16 protein-coding genes are annotated in these 22,335 nt (G+C 52.6%); 8 read left to right on the forward strand and 8 right to left on the reverse strand.

All coding sequences use genetic code 11. From position 1 onward, the window contains the following. Positions 1–388: 388 nt before the first annotated feature. A complete protein-coding gene (locus MKY82_RS02005) occupies positions 389–877 on the forward strand; it encodes a sigma-70 family RNA polymerase sigma factor (protein WP_071219211.1) in 489 nt (162 codons plus the stop codon). Beyond that, positions 877–1,863, forward strand: a complete 987-nt coding sequence (locus tag MKY82_RS02010; protein ID WP_339295368.1) for a hypothetical protein — start codon at positions 877–879, stop codon at positions 1,861–1,863. Before MKY82_RS02005 ends, MKY82_RS02010 begins: the two co-directional genes overlap by 1 nt. A 138-nt stretch (positions 1,864–2,001) precedes the next feature. Here MKY82_RS02010 and MKY82_RS02015 read toward each other — a convergent pair whose 3' ends face one another. After that, positions 2,002–2,868 carry an AraC family transcriptional regulator gene (locus tag MKY82_RS02015; RefSeq protein WP_339295369.1) on the reverse strand — a complete coding sequence of 289 codons (867 nt, stop codon included), beginning with the start codon at positions 2,866–2,868 and terminating at the stop codon, positions 2,002–2,004. A gap of 153 nt (positions 2,869–3,021) precedes the next feature. Between MKY82_RS02015 and MKY82_RS02020 the strand changes: the two genes are divergently transcribed. Beyond that, the gene (locus MKY82_RS02020) at positions 3,022–4,341 is read left to right on the forward strand and encodes a sulfatase-like hydrolase/transferase (protein ID WP_339295370.1); all 1,320 of its coding nucleotides are present in this window, start codon (positions 3,022–3,024) and stop codon (positions 4,339–4,341) included. A gap of 113 nt (positions 4,342–4,454) precedes the next feature. Here MKY82_RS02020 and MKY82_RS02025 read toward each other — a convergent pair whose 3' ends face one another. Further along, positions 4,455–6,371: a beta-N-acetylhexosaminidase gene (locus MKY82_RS02025; RefSeq protein ID WP_339295371.1), complete on the reverse strand. Its 1,917-nt coding sequence runs from the start codon at positions 6,369–6,371 to the stop codon at positions 4,455–4,457. 378 nt (positions 6,372–6,749) lie between these two features. Here MKY82_RS02025 and MKY82_RS02030 point away from each other — a divergent pair, with 378 nt between their 5' ends. Continuing rightward, positions 6,750–11,702 carry a pullulanase gene (locus MKY82_RS02030; protein ID WP_339295372.1) on the forward strand — a complete coding sequence of 1,651 codons (4,953 nt, stop codon included), beginning with the start codon at positions 6,750–6,752 and terminating at the stop codon, positions 11,700–11,702. A gap of 199 nt (positions 11,703–11,901) precedes the next feature. Here MKY82_RS02030 and MKY82_RS02035 read toward each other — a convergent pair whose 3' ends face one another. Genes MKY82_RS02035 through MKY82_RS02050 form a run of 4 tightly spaced genes read right to left on the reverse strand, consistent with a single transcriptional unit; the run spans position 11,902 to position 16,338 of the window. Continuing rightward, on the reverse strand, positions 11,902–12,678 hold the full coding sequence (locus MKY82_RS02035) for a PHP domain-containing protein (RefSeq protein ID WP_339295373.1): 777 nt from the start codon (positions 12,676–12,678) through the stop codon (positions 11,902–11,904). A gap of 34 nt (positions 12,679–12,712) precedes the next feature. Continuing rightward, positions 12,713–13,522 carry an energy-coupling factor transporter transmembrane component T gene (locus MKY82_RS02040; RefSeq protein ID WP_339295374.1) on the reverse strand — a complete coding sequence of 270 codons (810 nt, stop codon included), beginning with the start codon at positions 13,520–13,522 and terminating at the stop codon, positions 12,713–12,715. Beyond that, positions 13,497–15,455, reverse strand: a complete 1,959-nt coding sequence (locus MKY82_RS02045; protein WP_339295375.1) for an ABC transporter ATP-binding protein — start codon at positions 15,453–15,455, stop codon at positions 13,497–13,499. Before MKY82_RS02045 ends, MKY82_RS02040 begins: the two co-directional genes overlap by 26 nt. Beyond that, on the reverse strand, positions 15,448–16,338 hold the full coding sequence (locus MKY82_RS02050; RefSeq protein WP_220686849.1) for a cell division protein FtsQ: 891 nt from the start codon (positions 16,336–16,338) through the stop codon (positions 15,448–15,450). Before MKY82_RS02050 ends, MKY82_RS02045 begins: the two co-directional genes overlap by 8 nt. 196 nt (positions 16,339–16,534) lie before the next feature. Here MKY82_RS02050 and MKY82_RS02055 point away from each other — a divergent pair, with 196 nt between their 5' ends. The 4 genes from MKY82_RS02055 to MKY82_RS02070 all read left to right on the forward strand — a co-directional run bounded on the left by MKY82_RS02055 (position 16,535) and on the right by MKY82_RS02070 (position 21,437). Then, positions 16,535–17,377 carry a MurR/RpiR family transcriptional regulator gene (locus tag MKY82_RS02055; RefSeq protein WP_339295376.1) on the forward strand — a complete coding sequence of 281 codons (843 nt, stop codon included), beginning with the start codon at positions 16,535–16,537 and terminating at the stop codon, positions 17,375–17,377. Positions 17,378–17,797: 420 nt separating this feature from the next. Continuing rightward, positions 17,798–18,541: a hypothetical protein gene (locus MKY82_RS02060; RefSeq protein ID WP_194540534.1), complete on the forward strand. Its 744-nt coding sequence runs from the start codon at positions 17,798–17,800 to the stop codon at positions 18,539–18,541. 15 nt (positions 18,542–18,556) lie between these two features. Beyond that, complete coding sequence (locus tag MKY82_RS02065; protein WP_339221141.1) at positions 18,557–20,245, forward strand: VWA domain-containing protein; 1,689 nt, start codon at positions 18,557–18,559, stop codon at positions 20,243–20,245. 52 nt (positions 20,246–20,297) lie between these two features. Continuing rightward, the gene (locus MKY82_RS02070; protein WP_194540536.1) at positions 20,298–21,437 is read left to right on the forward strand and encodes a toxic anion resistance protein; all 1,140 of its coding nucleotides are present in this window, start codon (positions 20,298–20,300) and stop codon (positions 21,435–21,437) included. A gap of 131 nt (positions 21,438–21,568) precedes the next feature. Here MKY82_RS02070 and MKY82_RS02075 read toward each other — a convergent pair whose 3' ends face one another. Together MKY82_RS02075 and MKY82_RS02080 are read right to left on the reverse strand one after the other, a co-directional pair. Further along, positions 21,569–21,970 carry a type II toxin-antitoxin system death-on-curing family toxin gene (locus MKY82_RS02075; protein ID WP_339221143.1) on the reverse strand — a complete coding sequence of 134 codons (402 nt, stop codon included), beginning with the start codon at positions 21,968–21,970 and terminating at the stop codon, positions 21,569–21,571. Continuing rightward, positions 21,967–22,230 (reverse strand): AbrB family transcriptional regulator, encoded by a 264-nt coding sequence (locus MKY82_RS02080; protein ID WP_098741518.1) that lies wholly within the window; start codon positions 22,228–22,230, stop codon positions 21,967–21,969. Before MKY82_RS02080 ends, MKY82_RS02075 begins: the two co-directional genes overlap by 4 nt. Positions 22,231–22,335 lie beyond the last annotated feature (105 nt).

The raw sequence follows: 22,335 nt of genomic DNA on the forward strand, positions 1-22,335 counted from the left end.
TTTGTGATATACGAAGGGGGCAACAGCAAATCTGCTGAAGAACACTCCAATCGATCAAAATGCTGAAAATATAGAAATGGCGGTGCTAGGGATCATCATCCTTAGCACCCCATTTTTTTTGCTTTTTTGTTACACCATTTCTTTCGTAAATGGTCGCACATCCATTTTGTGAAGATGTGGTTTTCCCTTGCTTAATTCATTCCAAGAAATTTGGAGACAACAGCGATGGAAGGAACGATGCGTACACGGAGCGTCTCCAAACAGAAAGAGGGGGCCCGCCAGATCTAAGATCTTGGGGACACCTTCTTTTTTAATCCGAAAAACTTAAAAACAAAATGTGACCGATATACGTCCATAACTGTGTTAATGGTAAAAGGAGGTCTAGGCGATGCAGATCGATTCGCTCCGGCCGGGCGGAGATATTACGGAAACCTATGAATTATATGGCGATATGCTTTTTAAAATAGCGATGGTGTACCTTGGGAACAAACAGGATGTCGAAGAAGCCATTCAGGAGACGTTTATTAAATTGATATATAAAGCGCCTGACTTCAGCGACCAGGAGCATAAGAAAGCCTGGCTCATTCGGGTGATTACGAACCATTGCAAGAACATGCAAGGGAGTCTGTGGCGCAAGCGGGTAACCAAAATGGAGCATATGAACGATTATTTTGTCGAACCGTCGGAACGGACATTGATGGATAACGTCATGAGTTTGCCGTTCAAGTATAAGTCGGTCATCCATCTGTTTTATTACGAGGATTATTCCGTTAAGGAAATCGCCGGGATTTTGCAGATTAACGAGTCTGCGGTCAAGATGCGTCTTCAGCGCGGCAGGAAGCTGCTGCGCATGGACTTGGAAGGAGAGGACGATTGATGAATCGGAATGACTACAAATCATTGATAGATCGAATAGAACCTGACAAAGGACTGGAGGAGCGGATTATGAAAGGAATGAAACAAAATCAGCGTCAAACGACCAGAATGAGCCGAATGGGGGTCGCCGGCGTCACCGCGGCCGTTATGTTGGGGCTGGTGGTAGTAGCTTCGCTGGTATTGAATCTTGAGAACGAGCCAGCGAACAGCGATATCCCGGTCGTTCAACAGGGGACGGGGGAGAATACCCCGCCGACCGCGAAGGTTGGTCACGATCCGGTAACCATTCCGAAAATCGAGCTTCCGAAGGACAGCAACATCAAAGCCGACATGATCGGTTTGGTTGTATACCAGGGCAATATCTACACCCAAACCGGTACGCAAATCACGCCGGACATCGCCAAGCAGCTGCGTGGGGATAAGCTTGGGCGGTCGAAATCGGGAATTACGGAATGGAGCTCCGCCGACGATTACACGGAGCTTGCTTCGACGATCGGCGAAATGGATATTTTCACGGTGAAGGGATATGATGCCGATTTTAGAATCATGTCCTACATGGAGCATGACGGGGAAGTCTACGCCGAATTGTATGAGCACCTCAACGGGATTACGGTGGCCAAGGGCGAGGATATCATCGGCAAGCTGAATCTGTTGGGGAACATGACTTCGGTTCAATGGCAGGATTTCGACAGCTGGAACATGGGCGAGAATAAGCTGCGCGAGCTTGCCGACGATACGGCGGTGCAAGCCTTCGTTGAAGCTTTATATGAAGCGAAGCCGATAGCGGCAGAGCCTCTGTTTGAGCAAGGGATCTACGAGACCGGGCCTAGCGAGCAGAAATTTCTGTATATCCAGCTGCAGGACGGGACGGAAGTCCAGTTAAGACTGTTTAAAGGCGGCCAATATGTACGATATGCCAATGCACCTGTGTTCTTTCAATTGGAAGGTGAGGCATTTACCACGCTGTGGGGGCTGATGGAGGAATAGGTTGTCCTGCCGTTTGTAGCAGCGTAAAAAAGATAATGTAAAAAGCTAGAGGCTATCCCTAATCGGATAGCCTCTTTTCGTTGCTGTAGGATCGATAAGGGCGATTCCTTTATTGTTTATCGTATTGGCGGATCCGTGTTATTCGCTTGTTCTCGATGATGGGCGGTTCGCTTTCACGAATGTGCTCGGCGTCATTCCGTAATAACGGGCAAAGGCGCGGGAGAAGGTAAACAAATCCGAATACCCCAGGGATAAAGCGGTCTGCGTGATGCTGGTTCCCTCGGCGGTTAACAGGCGGGTCGCTTTCTCCATGATCAACTGCTGCATGTAGCGGGACGGAGAGATGCCGTATCGGCGGGTAAAAGCGCGGGTGAAGTGACTGCGATGCACGCCGGCCCAGGCGGCAAGGTCCTCCACGGACAGGTTCTCCGTGCAATGAAGCCCCATATACCCGGGGGCGGATTCGAGCCAGTCCGAAGCAGCCGGGAGGTGCTGGTCCCGGTTGGGATCGATGCTGTGGATCAACTGGAATCCCAGCGACATCAGCTGAAGGCTATGGTCCTGCTGGGGCTGCCGGAGCAAACGCTGGATGTCCTTGATGACAGCCAAGGCATCGTCCCTGAAGGCATTTCGTCGATAGGGCCGCTCCGGACCTAAATCGACATGCTTCAATATGGACGGCATCAACTCGCCCATAAAGGCCGTCCAGGTGATCATGGTAGACGGCTCGTCGCAGTTCTTGACATATGTATAGACCGAGCCGGGGAAGAGGCAGAAGAGGTCGCCTTCCGAGAGGGAGACACTGCTGCCGTCCCAGCCGAACCGCACTTTGCCGCTGGCAACGAAATGTATACTATAAAATTCGACGGACCGGGGACCGACTTTATCGGTGAAAAAGGGGTGGGATCCGGATTTGAATATCCATAATCCCAGTTGTGTCTCAAAGTGAGCCGGGTTATTAAAGTATTCTTCCCGGGATGGCCGCTGATTCACTGTTAAACGCATGTGTCCTCCTTCCACCTATACCGATCATTTCTTTTGTTACTGCTATGATGCAACATATTGTATAACGATTGCAAGGCTGGAACATTCCGTATTCGTCCGCCAAAAGGTACGATGATGAGGAACAAGTTGAGCATAGTAGAGGTGAATGGAGATATGAAACAACCGAATTTTATCGTGATTTATTGCGATGACTTAGGGTATGGAGATCTTGGATGTTACGGTTCGGACACGGTGAGAACCCCACATCTGGACGGGTTGGCTGATGAAGGCATTCGTTTTACGAATTGGTATTCGAATTCTCCGGTCTGCTCTCCGTCACGAGCCTCTTTATTGACGGGCAAATACCCGGCCCGAGCGGGAGTCGGCGAGATTCTGGGGGCGAAGCGCGGTTCGCATGGACTGCCTGCCGACGAGGTGACGTTGGCCAAGGCGCTTAAGCCTGCCGGGTACAGGTCGGCGCTGTATGGAAAATGGCATTTGGGCTTGTCCGAGGAAACCAGCCCGAATGCGCATGGATTTGATGAGTTTTTCGGATTCAAGGCAGGCTGCGTCGATTTTTACTCGCACATTTTTTATTGGGGCCAAGGCCATGGCGTCAACCCCCTGCATGACCTATGGGAGAACGAAACGGAGGTTTGGGAGAACGGCCGATACATGACCGAGCTGATCACGGAACGATCGGTAGATTTCATTCAGCGGTCGCGGGAGCAGGAAGCTCCGTTCTTTTTGTTTGCGTCGTACAATGCGCCGCACTACCCGATGCATGCGCCGCAGGAATATATGGACCGGTTTGCGCATTTGCCTTGGGATCGGCAGGTCATGGCCGCCATGATTGCCGCAGTGGACGACGGCGTCGGGGAGATCGTGAAGGCCTTGAAGGAAGCCGGCTGTTACGAGGATACGGTCATTTTCTTTTCCAGCGATAACGGACCGTCCTCCGAGAGCCGGAACTGGCTGGACGGAACGGAAGACGTGTATTACGGGGGAAGCGCGGGGATCTTCCGGGGGCATAAAGCAAGCCTGTTCGAAGGCGGCATCCGCGAACCTGCCATATTGAGCTGGCCGAACGGTTGGAAAGGAGGACAAGTGCGCGATGAGGTGGCGGCTATGATGGACATCGCACCGACCTTTTTGGATCTGGCCGGCGTCGATCCGGCGGCAGGACCGCTTCAAGGCGTTGCGCTGGACGGAAGCAGCCTGAAGGAGATGCTGCAAATGCACGAGCCGTCGCCGCATAAGCAATTGTTCTGGGAGTATCAAGGCCAACTGGCTGTTCGGGAAGGGGATTGGAAGCTGGTGCTGAACGGGAAGCTCGATTTCGACCGCGTGGTTCCCGATCAGGTTCACCTGTCTGATCTGTCCAGGGATCCCGGGGAGCGAACCAACCTGGCGGACCGTTACCCCGAGATCGTGGAACGGCTTAGCCGGGATGTGCGAGACTGGTATGAGGAAGTGCAGCGTCACGAATCCTGAGCGTGAATAGAGCATATCATCTATGCCTCAGCGATAAATGTAAAAAGAGTCCCGGCAACCGGGGCTCTTTTTGTTTGGGATGAATGGTATGAGCTGAAGAGCAGCTTTGATCCTTAAAAAGGATTCAGCACATGGTAGAACACGTTTGGCGAAGCCATGCGGTAATAATGGCTGCACCAGCCGACTCCCTTGTGATTGTCGCGGTTGGTCGTGCTGAACACCAGCCGTTCCTGCTCAAGCTCCTCGATCCGTGCCGTCCGTCCTTCCACGTATTCCAGAATGCGGAACGATGCTGTGTCCAGGCGGGTGATGACACCGCCATAACGGATGTCGATGACCTCCCAGCCAAAGGGCTTGAACATCCGGTGCCACTGCGTGCGGTGGGCAATGCGCAGCTCTTGAACGGCTTTGGAGATGGCAGGGAGCACGTTCTTGGCCATATGCCTTAAGGTATCGGCGTCCTTGGCATCATAGGCTTGCTTCAGCAGGATGCCGATTTCGCTCTTGCGTTTGAGGACGGCGCTCAGCTTCTCCGGCATCTCGAACAGATAGTCCAGCTCGGCCGTGCTATCGCGCTTCGCGCGCAGGTTTTGCTCCAGCTCGGCATAGTGGTTGGAGAGGTCCAGGCCTTCGATCTGTTTGTCGAACATCCCGAGGAGCACATCCTGATACAACAAAAATTTGGACGGGTTGCTCTGCTTGGCGTTGTTTGGCTCCTGGCCGGGAATCTCGTCCAGATCCTTCAGCAGGAGGAACGCCTCCATGTCGATGCCCGTACAGAATTTCACCCGTTCCGCCAACTGCGTCGGGGAAGGCTCCTGTTCCGAGTAGGCATGCTCGGCATAAAGCTGCAGACCGAGCAGCGCCGCGAACGGATTTCCTTCGTTGCCGTCGTCGCCCCACATCGTGGCGTATACCTCGCGGATTCCTTCCCGCTTGCACACTTGAAGCGCAACATTCGAAGCGTTCAGGGACAACCCGTAGTTGACGCCGAATGTGTTAAAGATCCAGACGGCTCCGGCAAACACGAGGTTGCAGCCCAGCGGGCGGTGATTGGCGATCAGCTTCTCATAGTCCTCCGGCTCCATGTGGGTGTAATCCCAGTACACCATGTCCACATCCTTCGGGATGCGGCGGGCCATATCCTCCGGAATCGAGGTGTCCTTGTCGTAATACGCCGCATCGCCGCCTCCGCCGGCAGCGAGCTTCAGGAACATGTCGCTCCACATCATCGGCTTCAGGCCGCGCTTGCGGACGGCAGCCAGGACTTTGTCCAGATGGGCGATCATAATGTCGAAACGGCTCACATAACCGTTGTGATCCAAATATTTACCACGTCCGAGCTCCTCCGCTTCGTCCATCCCGATATGAATCTTGTTGCTGCGGAACGGAGCGCTGGCAGCCTCGATCATCCGTTCAATCAGGGAATCGGTCTGCTCGCTGCCGACGAGCAGGGCACCCTTCGTATCGCGGTAATGCTTGATGGGCTCCCACTTCAGAAACTCCTCCAGGTGCGCCAAGGTTTGGATGCTTGGAAAAGCCTCAATGCCGAATTGATCGGCATAATCGTCTATCTCTTTCAGCTCCGCCTGCGTGTAGCGACCGCGCATATAACCGAAATACGGTTCGCCTTCGATCTGGTAGGTGTCCTCCATGTATAACATCACGCTGTTCATCCCCATCAGGGCCATCTTGTTCAGCATGAGCTTGAAGCTGTCCACGGTCAGCACGGCGTTGCGGGACAAGTCGAACATCGGGCCAATTTGGTCAAATTGCTGGCGTTCGTGAAGGTGGAACGTATCGTTTTGGCGGCTATGTTGAACCAGCAAGCCGAGTCCCCTGAAAAATTGATGTTTTCGTCCATAACGAATATAGGCGTGGTCTCGGTCCTTGGCGACTTCCAGATCGCCATCGGACAAGGCTACCTCAACGGGGAAGCCGTTTTCCCCAAGCTCGACGCCAAGCTCATCCAGCAGCAGCTCAATGCCTGGCATGACATCCGTAACAGCGCCCTCAAAACGAAATTCCATATGAAATCCCCCTGCGTTCATGATTTTACGAACATTAAACATTATATCATTATAATGTTTAATGTTATGGGAATCCTCGCGGGAAATCAATCCTAAGTTTGCGATCCCCGCTTGAGCCGCAAAATTCATTGTGAAAACAGGTCAAAATGTAGTTGACGAGAAGGAGCCGTGATACTACAATAATTGATGCAAACGTTTCCATTGTAATCGCTTTCATCTATATTTATATTTCGAACATATTCTCTAACCATTGTCAGTAATTGTCGTACTTTACTTGATGGAAGCTCAAACCTGTTTATGCAAGCGTTTGCGCAATGAGTGGCATCAACATCGTATCAGCTGTACCTAATCCAAGAACAGAAGGAGGCTATTTGTTTCATGAGAATGACGGTTTCAAGCAAACGAACGTGGTCCATCTTCATGATTGTTTCGCTGATTTTCTCCATGCTCGGCATTCCGCCATCAACGGCCAATGCCAATAGCGCGCCAAGCCAGGTTACGCTGGTGGGGACTCTGCAATCCGAATTAGGCCATAGCGGGGATTGGGATCCGGCTGCTGCCGCGACAACCATGCACGATATGGGGAACGGAGAATACAGGTTCACCGGCAGCTTGCCCGCGGGATCGTACGAATACAAGATCGCGATCGACGGAAAGTGGGACGAGAATTACGGCTCCGCCCATTATTCCAATCCCAGCGGAGCAAACAAGGATGGCAACATCCTCATAACGCTCGCTCAAGATTCCCAGGTTACCTTTTATTACAATCATGGGACGCACCGGATCGCGGATTCTACATACTATGCTCCGATCGAGGCGGGTAAGCTACCCCGAGTGATTGGCAGCTTCCAATCGGGCATCGGCGAAGCGGCTAACTGGTCGCCTGCGGATTCGAGATTAATCATGCAGGATTCCGATTATGACCATGTATACACGGTGACGGCCGACGTCTACGAAGGGGATCATGAGTACCAAATCGTTTTGGGCAGCGACGCGGCAAGTCCGGTTCACCCCGCTAATCGGGAAAAGCTTCAGCTGCCACAGGACGTTAAGGTTACGTTCAGCTACGATGCGGCCAATCACGGCGTTGCCACTCATTTCACGGTACCCGCTGATCCGGAAACGCCGGTGCCGGCTAACCATCTGCGCGTCCATTACAACCGGGCTGACGCGAATTATGGCAGCATCGGACTGTGGATATTCGATGACGTCGCATCCCCGTCCGCCAACTGGCCGACTGGCGCAACGCCATTCCCTGGCGGGCAGCAGGACGGCTATGGGGCCTTCGTCGACATTCCGCTCAAGGACGGCGCCCAAAAAGTCGGCATCGTCGTTGTCGATCGTTTCAACGGCAATAAAGACGGCGGCGACAAGAAATTCACCCTAGCCTCGCCGGACATGAACGAAGTATGGCTCAAGGAAGGCTCCGATACGGTATACAGCTTTGAGCCTGTTGACCTGCCGGCGGATACCGTGCGCATTCATTATCAACGGCAGGATCAGAACTACGATCCGTACGGTTTGTGGATATGGGGCGACGATGTCGCTGCGCCTTCGAAGGATTGGCCGACGGGGGCTACCATGTTCCCATCAGGCCAAACCGACCGATATGGCGCATACGTGGACGTTCCGATGAAGCCGGGGGCCCAGAAGATTAACTTCCTCGTGCTGGATCCAGCCAAAGGAGACGCCGGCAAAGACGGAGGCGACAAAGGCTTCACCCTGGTAGACCGATACCAGCATCTGTTCATTCAAGAAGGCGACAACACCGTCTACACATCTCCGTATGGGGAAGTGCCTATCGGGTTGGTCTCTGCCGAGGTATTGGCTCCCGGAAAGCTCCAGCTCGGATTTACCATGACCGATGGTTTGGAAGCGGATATGCTGAAGAATGAGCTGCAGATTAAGGATAAGGACGGCCATACGGTTGCCATTCAAAACGTGAAGGTTACCGGAAACACGACCATCGAAGTGTCGGCATCATTTCAGCTGGATCAGATACCGCTAAGCGTAACTTACGCCGGAAAAACCGTATCCGCCTCCACCGGCTGGAGAATGCTGGATGAGATGTACGCTTACGACGGCGATGACCTCGGGGCGACTTATCAGGCTGGAGGAGCCGAGCTTAAGCTGTGGGCACCGACGGCGACCGACGTCACCGCAAATGTGTACGGCAAGGATGATGCCACGCAGTTTATCGGCAACGTCGCCCTCCAAAAGGGAGACAAAGGGGTATGGTCGGTTCAGTTGAATCCAGGAGACCTCGGTATCCAAGATTTTAGAGGATATTTTTATCAATACGAAGTGACTAACAACGGCGTGACGAAAACCGTGCTGGATCCATATGCCAAATCCATGGCGCAATTCAGAGTGAACACCAAGGGCGAAGTTGGACCGGACGGCGATGCCGTCGGCAAAGCCGCGATTGTCGATTTGAGTCAAACGGATCCCGTCGGATATGATTTTGCGGACATTCCGGACTACGAGCAGCGGGAAGACGCCATCATCTGGGAGATTCACGTCCGGGATTTCACGTCCGATCCGACGATTGAGAACGACCTGCATAACGCGACTTGGGGATCCTACGATGCATTCAAAGAGAAGCTCGAATACATCAAGTCCCTGGGCGTCACCCATGTTCAGCTGCTGCCCGTGATGGCTTGGTATTACGGTGACGAAGCGGCCATGAAGAACAGGGAGCTGGATTATTCGGCCAAAGACAATGAGTACAACTGGGGGTATGACCCGCACAGCTATTTCTCCCCTGACGGTGCTTACTCCGAAGATCCAACGGATCCCGAGCTTCGCATCAAAGAACTGAAGGCGATGATTAACGCCATTCACGAGGCGGACATGGGCGTCGTATTGGACGTGGTCTACACCCATATGGCCAAGGCCGATTTCTTGAATGATATCGTGCCGAACTATTATGCGTTCCAGGACGCCAACGGCAATTTCATCGGCGGCTTCGGCAACAATCTGGCGACCAACCACAAGATGGCCGAGAAGCTGATGGTGGACTCCGTGAAATACTGGTTCGACGAATACAAAATCGACGGCATGCGCTGGGACATGATGGGCGACGCCACCTATGAAGCCGTGCAGAACGCTTATGATGCGGCTGCCGCCATCAACCCGAACGCCTTGTTTATCGGCGAGGGCTGGGTCACGTTCGGCGGTCATCTGTCGGATCCTTCCTTGGCAGGCAAGGGCGCAGACCAGAATTGGATGGATAAAACGGATAACGTCGGCGTTTTCTCCGATGAGTTCCGAAACGAGCTGAAATCCGGCTTCGGCAATGAAGGCGAGCCACGATTCATTACGGGCGGCGCGCGCGACATCCAAACCATTTTCAACAATATCAAGGCGCAGCCGAGCAACACGAAGGAAGACGATCCGGGTGACATCGTTCAATACATTGAAGCCCATGATAATCTGCCGCTGTACGACATCATTGCGCAGTCCATCAAAAAGGATCCGTCGATTGCAGCGAATGACCTCGAGATCCATAAGCGCATTCGCCTGGGCAACCTGCTCACCTTGACCTCGCAAGGAACGGCGTTCCTCCATGCAGGACAGGAGTACGGGCGGACCAAGCAATGGCTGGGCTCGGGGGTACCCGAGCAGAAATACCACGAATTAGAGGATGAGGCAGGAAACCGTTTCGGTTATTTCATCCATGACTCCTACGATTCCTCCGATGCCATCAACATGTTCGATTGGGAGAAGGCGACGGATGAAGCCAAATATCCGGAGAACAACAAAACGCGGGAATATACGACCGGACTGATACAGTTGAGAAAGTCGTCCGATGCATTCCGCCTTGGCGATCAGTCGATGGTGAATTCGAACGTGACGCTGCTGCAGATTCCCGAAGTAAAAGCGCAGGATCTGGTCATCGCCTATAAGAATAAAGCGACGGACGGAACCGGCGATTATTATGTGTTCGTTAATGCCGACAACCAGTCGAGAACGTTGACACTTAATGAAGATCTGACTTCCGGCACGGTGGTGGTCGATAACGATGAAGCAGGCACGACCGGCGTCAAAGCGAAGTCCGGCTTCACGTTAACCTCCGGCTCGATGACGCTTGAGCCTCTGACGGCCATTGTGATTAAAATGAATGCGAAGATCGATGACGGCGGCAGCGGCAGCAACCCCGGCAGTGGAAACGGAGGCGGGGGAGCAGGCGGCAATCCGCCAATCGATCCGGGAACGAAGCCAAATCAGGGTCAGCGGATCGTTAACGAAGAGTCGCTGCGTGGCGGGCAAGAGAAGGTGACAATTCAGCTCGGTGCCGAGGATATCGAAGTTCTCCTGCCGCTGACGGCAGGGGACATCCTGGGGACGAAGCCGCTGGAACTGAAGCAGGACGGCGTGATGGTACAGCTTCCGTCCGCGCTGCTCAAAGCGCTGCGCCAGCTCGTACCGGCCGAGCAGGCTAAGGATGCAGTCATTTCGTTTAAGCTCGAGGAGGTTGGATCGCAGACAGCTGCCTCTCTCGTAGCCAAAGCAGCTGCTGTCGAGAAGGCTAAACTGAAGCAGGGCAGCAAGATGTACGCATTAGATCTTAACGTCCGCACAAAAGACGGCAAGGCATATAAGCTGGAGCATTTCATAGCACCTGTAACGATTGCTTTTCCTGTCGACAGCGTCATTCACGGCAAGCTGGCCGGCATCTACCACATCTCGGATCAGGGGCAATTGAAATATGCTGGCGGCAAGCTGGTAAACGGGTTATTAACGGCTGAAGTCAGTCAATTGAGCTACTATGCCGTGTTGGAATATGACAAATCGTTTGCCGACCTTGCTGGCCATTGGGCGGAGCAAGCGATAAATGAGCTGGCAGCCAAGCATATTGTGAATGGCACCAGCGATACAATATTCAGTCCGAGTCAGCAGCTGACTCGTGCACAATTTGCCGCAATGCTCGTTCGTGCCCTGGGCCTTGAAAGCACGCAAGACACGGCCTTCACGGATGTGGACGGCGATGCATGGTATGCTTCGGCGGTTGCGGCGGCTTACCAGCACGGGCTGGTGAACGGCAGAGGCAAGGGCACGTTCGCACCGAACGAGGCGATCACCCGCGAGGAGCTGGCTGTCATGCTCTACCGTGCTTATGGAACCAAGGGGAACGCCTCTCCTTCACCAGAAGCACCGGATCTGAAGGATAGGAAGCAAATTTCTTCATGGGCACTTCAAGAGGTGAATGAAGCTTTGGCCCTTGGCTTAATGAAGGGGCATGCCAATGGCACGTTTACGCCTCAAGCCAAGACCACCCGTGCGGAAAGCGCGCAAGCCATGCTGAATTTGTTGGATCGACTGCAGTAATTCCGCCCATCCCGCCGATTCGTGCAACGCTGGAATGGGGTTAGAGAGCCGGTTCGGGCGGGAATGGCATGGGATCGAGCCGCAATATAGCAATCTTTCGGAAACGCAAGGAGCCTGGACATGGATACATGACCAGGCTCCTTTTTCGTCGATATGGTCGGATTTCCTACCCTAACTTTGGAGCAGTTTCAATCTTTACCTAGATGACGGCAGAGGGGGATTGGAGGCGGATGATCTCCTTCATGAGCTTTTTCAGCATGACGGAGGCTTTGACCTTAATGGGCAGGCTGTCCGAGACATGAAGCTGGTAAGCGCCTTGCATAATGGCACTTTTAAGCTCGTCGGCGGACTCGCAAGGCATATGCAGCTCGTTATAGACGCTTCCAAATTGGAGGCATTGATGCGTATCGCTTCCCGCCGTAACAGGTTTTCCGAGGTCGGCAGCGAACCGTTGAACCTGATCTTGATTGGCTTCGCAGCCGTATTGGTACATATCCTTGGCATTGAGATCAAAGGCGTCCAGGCGGCTCAACTGGCTGCGGGTGAGATGGTGGAGCGGTGTGCTCTCCCGGAACGGATGGGCACCGATCTTGAGCAGCGGGAAGGCTTCGGCTAAGTCCATCAGGTCATCAAAGGGAATGAAGGAGCCCTTCTCTGTATATCCATCCAGCTGGCGGCGGGTCTCCAGAATATACTCCTTCCGGCCAATCAGCAGAATGTGACCGGTCTCCCGAATGTCCACTTCCATGCCCGGAAAGATTTTCAATCCGTCTGCATCGTAGTATTCGCCATTGTAAGGAAACATCCGGTCAAGCTGCTGGTACACTTCTTCAAAATGGCGCGTATTGAAATGCTCGGTCAGAGCGAGCGCATCAAGGCCGTTGTCCAGCGCCTCCCGGATCATCTCCTCATAATAATTTATAGAGAAATCGGATGCTTTGGACAATTTGGCATGGGTATGAAGATCAATTTTCATATTCAAACACTCCTTGTATAAGTCAGTGGTAAGGTCAGCCGATCCAGAACAATAATGCGGTATATGCTGCCGTACCGGACAGGAACAGCACATCCCTCGCGGACAGGGTCAGGTGGGACAGCTTCAGCTTCTTGGCGGCCGGATTCTTCATGCCGTAGGAGAACCCGCGGGTCTCAAGCGCTTCTACCGTCGTGCGGGAACGTTTAGCAGTTGCCAGCATCAAGGGGAAGAAGGATAGCACCAGCAGCTTTATATAATAGGCTGCGAGCCGCCAGTAGAGAAAACCGGTGCGTTCCGGCGCTTTTCCCCGCAATCGGTAAGAGAGCATTACATTGCGGAATTCTTCGAATAATACGGGGAGTATCCGATAACCGTATGACAAGCTGAACGAGAAGGCGGCAGGCATGCCGAGCGCAAGCAGGCCGTCGCTGATTTTCTCGGGATCCATGCCGGAGAAGACCGTAATGCTCGCAAGCGATACAACCGACAGCTTTAAGGTCAGCTTCAGCAGTGGCAGCGCGGAACTGATGTCCCCACCGAAAAAGAGGGACACAATAAACAGCCAGCCGACCTGGCCGATCAAGCCCAGGCATAGCACAACGATAATAAACGGCGTTACCCGCGACAGAACGGTGGTAACCACCATCATCATAAACAATCCAGCCAGCACGTTGATGCTGGAGATGAACCAGGGTGCGATAGCGAAGAACAGGTACCAGATCAGCATGCATCGAGGGTCCAACCGGGAAAGGGAGGCATGGCCGCTTCCGTAGGCGGTATTCATCAACTCGAGTTGAATCCGTTCAATCGTAATCTTGTTAAACCAGTTGCGGACTAACTGCATGGTGGTGAAGCTCCTTTCCACTCAGAATGCGGTACATATACTGCGCAAACTCGGCCGGCGAGCTGGTTGGGGGCATGACGTCCAGCCTTGTCGATAAATCCATCATTTGGGTCGGTGCAAGCCCGGCCCGGGAAATAAGCTCCGAATCGGCGAAGATCTCGGAGACGGTGCCGTCGCCGGCCACGACGCCTTGATTTAACACGATGACTCTTGTCGCCCATTCGTGAACCAGCTGCATATCATGGGTAGCGATGATAACGGTGCGGACATGGCCCTCCAGCTCTTGCAGCGTATCCAGCAGCTCCTCGCGAGTGGACATGTCCAGATTGGCCGTTGGCTCATCGAGCAGAATCAGCCGGGGCATCATGGCGGCTCCTATGGCTAGAGATACGCGGCGCTGCTGGCCTCCGCTGAGGAGACGGGCGTCCCGTTCCTTGAGAGGCTGAAGCCGGAAATGGGTCAGCATGCGATGAACCCTGTCCTCAGCCTCCGGGTGGCGGCGGCTCTTTAAGCCATAGGCCACTTCTTTATACACATTATCTTCAATGAACATATCCTCGGGATTCTGGAAGACGTATGCCACGTTAGCGGATATTTGCTCCATCGATAAATCCTTGGTATTCCTACCCATAATCGAGACGGAGCCGTCGGAAGGCTTGGCGATGCCGGCAATCAGCTTCAGAAGAGATGATTTGCCCGCGCCGTTGTTGCCTACAAGCGCGATGCGCTCCCCTTCATACAGGCGAAGATCAATGCCCCGGAGCACTTCATGCTCTGCTTTATGAATCGTTCGGTAGCGCAGTACGGATCGGTTAAAATATACGAGCGTGCTATGCTCCATTTGCCGTTCTGTTTCATGCTCCTGTTGAGGACTGTGCTGGTCGGAATCCGGGTTCTTCACGGTTGTGTCAGCCGGTGAAGCATCGTCAGCTCTCGCGCCGGTTGGTGTATGATCAAGCAGCAACGGGGTATCCGTGTGCCTGTGCATAAGCTCTCCAAAATAGACTTCTGCTTCCTCAGCCGTAATAGGGTAAGGCTGCTTCAGCCGATATCCGGACAATCCCATAGAATGAGAGCCGGAGCCGACCGTTATCGAGTGTCCATCCTGCGGACTGTCGGGGGCCATGCCTCCATTCAGCAGAATCGCAGACAGCTGTACCGCTGCTTTGGTCACCTGGGGCGGCTGGATGCCCAGCCGCTCCAGATCTTCAAGGCTGTTCAGCGCTTGGACTACCGGGCGCTGCCACAGTACTTTCCCCTGCTCCATCAGGCACACTTCCTCGCAGTAGTCGGCAATATACTCCGTATGATGCTCAATCACGATAATGGTTTTTCCATGAACCTGATTCAATTGGCGCAGCACATCATACACCTGCCTGGCGTGCTGGGGATCGAGCTGGGATACCGGCTCATCCACCACGAGAATGTCCGGTTCCAGCGAGAGGGCTCCCGCCAAGGCGAGCAGATGCTTCTGCCCGCCGCTCAGCTCCCAGATATAGCGTTCCTTCAGATGGGTTAATCCGCACATATCGAGTGCCCTCGCGCCCAGGGCCCGGTAGTCCGGGAGTCCGTAATTGAGCGGAGCGAAGTTGGCTTCATCCATGACCGTCGGACGGACAAGCTGGTTATCAAAATCCTGATAGACATACCCCACCATCCGCGACAGCTCGGAGACTGTCCGGTTCTCGGCGGAAACCCCGCAGATTTCAACGGTTCCTGTGAAGTCGCCTGAATAATAGTGGGGAATCAATCCGTTGAACAGCTTGCAGAGCGTGGATTTGCCGCAGCCGTTTCCTCCGATGATCGCCGTAAAGCTGCCGCGGCGAATATGCAGGGATGCCTCATTTAGCACGGGCTGCTCCGAACCGGGATAGACGAAGGTGACGCCTGCGATTCGGATTGCCGGGTTGTCATGAACGAACGGTTTAGACATAAGGCGGGTTCTCCGACATTTTCTCTTCTTGAAGTCCGCGGTTTCTTCTGGCCCGCATGAACGTCAGAACCGCAATGGCAACGATGGCGGCTGCACCGATGCTGATCCAGATTGCGCCGATGCCGAACCGGTCTGCAAATCCGCTGTCCCACTCGCCGAAGTTCCAGTCCGTTTCCGAAAGGGATTCCGCTCCGAAGGCAACCAGCGCCAAAGCGATTCCAGCCAGGATCAGCTTGGGCGAGATGATGCCGGCGGCTTCGTATTTCGTAAGTTTCTGGCGGGGTTTAATGCCGAGCAGTGGTTCGATTTTTCCATACAACCTTGGAACCAGATATAATGTAGGCAGAAGAGCGAAGAGAATGCCGGAGAACAGCACATCGTTCAGGAAACCGATGCCTTCGACAAGCACCACGCTTTGTGCAAGCCCGGGTACGGCTTCGAATTCCTCGACGCCGATCCAGACCTTGCCGATGTCTACCAGAGAGCTGCACAGCTGATGGATGATGACGCCCGACATAGCGGCGATGCCTACCTGGGCGCGATTGAGGGGATTTTTGACCATACGGCCGGCGACGTACATGGCGAAGGAGAAGGTAAGAAACTTCTCCAGCTCACCGAGACCGCCGAATTGTCCGAGCATGAGTTCGCCGAAGATGACCTCGCCGAGCGCAGCCCCCACAGCCGCGTAAAAAGGATGGAACAGCATGCAGAGCGTCAAGGGGATGAACGCGAAGTATTCGACGGAAAGCTCGATCGGACCCAGGCGGAACGCGGGGATGAGCTCAGTGAACATGTTGGATAGGCCGTACAGCGACATGGACAACACAAAAATCATCATTTTCTGCGAAGACGTTAGGGTATAGACCCGTGAATTGCTTGCCATTAAAAAGAAGCCTCCTTGGAAATGGATTTGTTATCAGTATAGGAGGCGATTATTAAAATGAACGGAGTACTATGTCAACGCATTGTAATATTTTTTACATAGATGTTACCATGAAATAAAATTTACATAACAATCACGGCGTATGATGTACTCATACCGAACGCAGAAGACTGATCGTAGAAGGAGTGCAGCAGCATTGAAAAATTGGTTTCCCGATAAATCCGGATTTTCGCCGAGTCAGCTCAAAATTGCCGATTTTATCGAACGTTATCCCGAGGAGATGCTGTTCATGACCGAGCAGGAAATCGCCGATCGGCTTAGCACCAGCATCGCGACCGTATCCCGGTTTTGGCGTGCCGTCGGTTACGACAATGCCAAGGCGTTTAAGCTCAAGCTGCGGGAGTCCTCGGATTCGACGCCTGCGGTGAAACTGGAAAAGACGATATCCCGGCTGGACGCGTCCAGTTTGCCGGTGAAAATGCTGGAGCAGGCGAAGCATCATCTGCAAGATACGATAGAGAGGATCCATCCCGATGAGCTGGAGGAAGCAGCCGGGCTGATGGCTTCGGCAAGACGCGTCTATATCTATGCACCAGGTCCATCCCTGTCGCTGGGCGAGCTGTTATCGTACCGCTTATCCCGGTTCGGCATGTCGGTGCGGATCATGGCCGGGAGCGGCCATGAACTGCTGGAATCGCTGGCACACCTGGAAAGCGAGGATGTCGTGCTGATCTTCAGCTTCACCCGGATGCTCCCGGAAACGGAGGTCATTCTGGACTGCGTAAGCCGCGTGCAGAATGCGGCGATCATGATCACTGACCGGGAGGACTTTCGTTATGGAACACCGGCGCGAATCTCGTTTTATGTCAGTCGGGGGGATATGGGCGAGTTTCATTCCATGGTGACGCCGCTATTGCTGATCGAGCAGCTCATTCTGAGCATCGGCATGCTGAATAAGGAGAAGGTGCTGCGCAAGCTGGATTATTTAGGTGAACTGCGGACTCGGTATGCGGATAAGCTGCCGCGAGGCAAAGCTTAAAGCCTGCTCGATAGTTGCCCATCTATTAATAGCAGAAGTCTTTCAGGCAATCCCTGAAGGACTTTTTTTGCGTCTTTTGTAGCAGAACCATTGGATTATTTATGTGATTTTGTTATAGTTACCCTGATCTAGCTTGCCTCAGCTCGGCCTCCTGTTCTTCCAGCAACTCTCTGCGTCTGCACCTGGCGTTCAAGGCACACGACGAAAGTGTGAACGTCTTGACCAGGTGAGGTTCTGGATACAAAAGTTGGAGTGGATTGTAAAATCGGCAGGCCTATCGCGCGAGGAAAATGCATCTAACTTCGATTTGAGACGTAGTATGTGTTATATCCTTATGTATCTATGTTTTACGGATGTTTCAAAGGGCGGTTATAGGTCGAATCAGTCATCGCTCTATAGGAGTAGGGGAGGTGTTAATTCTTGAATGGCTCGAAATCCGTGAAGCTGCTCCTGCTTATGGCGGTTATCGCGATCGTGAATATTGTCCTGGTCTCGCCCGGGCTGCTTGGATTCCAAATCGGCGGCGACAGCGCCTTCCAGTCGGCATTGGTCATCACCGTATGGGTTGTCAGTGTTCTTGCACTCTTTTATGGCAGTTATGTCTTGTTATTCAAGCCTCCGGCTGCGAAGGCGATCCAAACGATTCAGACCCGTGAGGATTACATAGACGCGCTTCACCATTATCGTAACGTGAAAGTGCTGAAGAATGATATCGCTCTTGCCCTGGACCAATTGGAACGAATCGAGAAAAAGAGAAATGCGCTGCTGAATGTCCTGGGTCAGCGTTTTGAACAAACGGAGCTCAGTTACAAGAAATTCATGGCGGTCATCGATGAGGTGGAGAAGCTATTCTATCTCAATATCCGGGGGATTCTGAACAAGCTGGGCGTCTTCGCCGCATCTGATTTCACCCGCATGGCCGATCAGCCCAAAGCCTCCCAGCTATCCGGCAAGGTGGCGCAGAAAAAAACAGCTCTGTACCAAGAGTATCTGGCTTACGTAACCGGTTATTTGGAGGCGAATGAGGAGATCATGCTCAAGCTCGATAAACTGCTGCTGGAGATTTCCTTGCTTGGCAGCACCGATTACCGGGATGTGGAGGAGATGCCCTGCATGAAGGAAATCGATATGTTAATCAAACAAACCAAACTATATAAGCAATAAGAGAGGGAGATGATTATGCGAAGCAAGGGTAGTGCCTTTGTTGTATTAGTGGCCATTGCAGTGGTCGTGTTTGTTCTGGTGTACGCGGGGATCGCGTTAACCTCGAACCTGGGCAAGAGCGAAGCCGAGGTCGATTCGGAAGGCGCGGCTAAGAAAATCAACAAAATCTACAAGGACATTATGGTTACGACGGCGGACCCGATAAAAGGTCAAGTCGATCTGGACCCGGTGGCCGTAGCAGACTCCCTGCCCGATATATCCAAATTCCCGATCTCGGTTGAGAATACAACGGACTTATACGTCGAAATATTCTCTTCTCCCGAGAAAGCAGGGCCGGGCATTGACGGATGGCTGAATGAAGTGGCAACGGAGTTCAACAACTCCAAGCCGGTGGTGAACGGACAGCCGGTATCCGTGAAGATCCGCAATATTGCTTCGGGAACCGCAACCGATTACATAACATCCGGGAAGTACGTGCCGGACGCTTTTACCCCTTCCAATGAGCTGTGGGGGGAGATGGTTAAGGAATATGGCGTCAAAGCCGAGCTAGTATCCAAGCGTCTCACGGGGAACGTGACCGGCGTTGTCACCCGAAAGGCCAAATACGACGAGCTGGTGGAGAAGTACGGCTCCTTGAACGTCAAGACGCTGACGGATGCGATATCGAATAATGAGTTGGCGATGGGGTATACGGATCCTTTTGCCAGCTCGACGGGTCTTAACTTTCTGATCACGGCCCTTGAAACGTTTGACAGCTCGGATCTGCTTAGTGAAAAAGCGGTACAGGGTTTCGAAAAATTCCAGGCGAACGTCCCTTTCACGGCTTCGACCACGATCCAGATGCGCGATGCGGCGAAGTCCGGTATGCTGGATGCCTTTGTTCTGGAGTATCAGACCTATGTCAACGCGGCGGATATGAAGAGCGGTTATGTCTTTACCCCGTTTGGCGTAAGGCATGACAGTCCTTTGTATGCGCTCGGGAAATTGCCGCAGGAGAAGCTGGAGATCATTAAGAAATTCGCGGCGTTTGTCGAGCAGGACAAATACCAGAAGATGGCCGACAAAAAAGGGTTCAATGGTCTGAATGATTACCAATCCGAGCTTGAAGTTGTTGACAGCAGCCTGCTGCCGTCCGCCCAGAAGCTGTGGAAGGAGAAGAAGGACGGCAACAAGCCGGTTGCGGCCGTGTTTGTGGCGGATGTGTCGGGGAGCATGGACGGTGAGCCGTTAAACCGCCTCAAGGAATCGCTGTTGACGGGACAGAAATATTTGGGTCGGGACAACAGCATCGGCTTTGTATCGTACTCCACGGATGTCACGATTAATCTGCCGATCGGCAAATATGACTTGAATCAGCAATCGATGTTTGTCGGGGCGATCAACAGTCTTGAAGCCAGCGGGAATACCGCCACCTTTGACGGCATTGCGGTGGCGATGAAGATGCTTCAGGACGAGATGGCGGCGAATCCGGACGTGAAACCTCTGATTTTTGTGCTGAGTGACGGAGAGACGAACGTTGGCCACTCCCTTGACGATATTCGGGAACTGATCCAAGCCTACAAAATCCCGGTGTACACGATTGGCTATAATGCGAACATCCAGGCGCTTCAAAGTATCTCCAGCATCAATGAAGCCGCCAGCATCAACGCCGATACCGATGATGTCGTATACAAAATCAGCCAGCTGCTGAATGTGCAGATGTAGCATCAATACAAGCGATATAAGAGTTAACAAGAAACTTGGAGGAGGGGTTATATTGTCATTTACGATGGAAGTCATAAGTCCCGAGGAGATCAAGACGGCGATTGAGGAGCAGGTGAAGCCTGAGCCGGAAGAAGTCACGCAGCTGAAGGAGCTGGCGGCTAACAATGTGCAGGCCATCATGGAGCTGGATATTGAATCGCTCGAGAAGCGAAGACAGGTGCTGCAATCCATTGAAAGCTTTGGCATCAGCACGATGAGATCCTCCTCGGAGAAGAATGCGCTCCTGCAGGTTCAGGTGGGGAGATTATCGAAAACCGGGGATGAAGGCGGTCAAGTGGCTAAAGGGTTAACGGAGCTGCAGCTGCAGCTGAAGGATCTGGATCCGAGCGTTGTGGATTTTGCGAAAAGCGGGCTCCTGGGCATGGTATTTAACCCGCTGCGCCGATATTTTGCCAAGTTTCAAAAGGCGGATGCCGTCATTTCGGACATCATCATTTCTCTTGATAAAGGAAAAACCGTATTAAAGAATGACAACACCACGCTGGAGATTGAACAGCAAACCCTCCGCGAGCTCACCAAAAAGCTGCAAAAGGAAATTCAGCTGGGCATGCTCATGGACGCAGAGATCGAATCCCAGGTCGAGGCGGCTAAAATACGGCAGGAGTCGGAGGATAAAATCCGGTTTATTACTGAAGAGGTGCTGTTTCCGCTGCGCCAGCGCGTGATGGACCTGCAGCAGATGCTGGTCGTGAACCAGCAGGGGATCATGGCTATTGAAGTGGTCATCCGGAACAACAAAGAATTAATTCGCGGCGTGGATCGGGCGAGAAACGTAACGGTAACGGCGCTGAAAATCTCGGTCACGGTGGCTAGTGCCCTGTACAACCAGAAGATTGTCCTGAAGAAAATCGAGCTGCTGAACGAAACCACGAACAACCTGATCAGCGCCACTTCCAAAATGCTGAAGGATCAGGGCGCGGCGATTCACAAGCAATCGCTGGAAACGAGCATTTCCGTCGATACCTTGAAGCAAGCGTTCACGGATGTGCTGTCAGCGCTTGATTCCATCAGCACATATAAGCAGGAGGCTCTCCCGCGGATGCGTGAGACGATCCACCAGTTCAGTGAGCTGGCGGTAACGGGCGAGCAGCAGATCCAGCGCTTGGAGCGGGGGCAGAAGCTGGGACTGTAGCGTAGGCGGGGACATCATCAAATAAAGAGTGTGCGGTTACGAGACTGCACACTCTTTTTATATGGACAAAGCCTTAGGCTCGCAAATAATTAAGCAGGATCCGCTTGAGAATCGCCAGGGGTCGCTTTTTATTACGTTATTTCAATGGAATATTCTTTAATAAGGGACGTAAGTTCTTGAAAGGTGAATTTGTGATTAACCATATCGACCGTGAAGTTCTCTGCTTGTTTTTGATCCATGATAAATCGATATCCGTTATAGCGTAAAAACAGGAGAAGAGCCGTGAAGGCGGTTCTTTTATTGGCGTTTTGAAATGGGTGATTTTGTCCCAGTGATTCAAATAATGCAGCTGACTTTTCCCAGATAGATAAATAGGCGTCCTCTCCAAAAGCTGACGATTTAGGCCGATGGAGAGCCGACTCAAGCAAATGCGGGCTCTTTACACCGATATGCTCGCCGACACTATATTTCTGTATCATAGCGACGTTAATGGCGATAACCTCTTGGGAGGTTAGATAACGTATAGGGTTCATCGATCTTTTAACCCTTTTAAGGTCTGGTCGTATTCGCTCATGATCTCAGACAAAGTATCTAAGAAATCAGGGCTGATGCCGTCAGGTAGGGAGACTTTGTTAGCTTTTTTAATGATGATCTCACCATCGGTTTGATTAACATCTATTTGTACTGTATCGCCTAGTTCTAAACCAATCTGTTTGAGGGCATCCGTCATTGTAATTCCCAGGCTGTTGCCAAACTTAGTGACTTTCCGTTCCATTTCGTTCACCCTGCTCATATAAAGTTTTCCTCCTTAATTATATTATTCAACTGTTATAACAATTATACATCGCCTGAGAAATAAGATAAATATTCTTGTAGTAGCAGTTAAATGCAGGAGCCG

Source organism: Paenibacillus sp. FSL W7-1279 (assembly GCF_037969845.1).
GTDB lineage: Bacteria > Bacillota > Bacilli > Paenibacillales > Paenibacillaceae > Paenibacillus_AQ.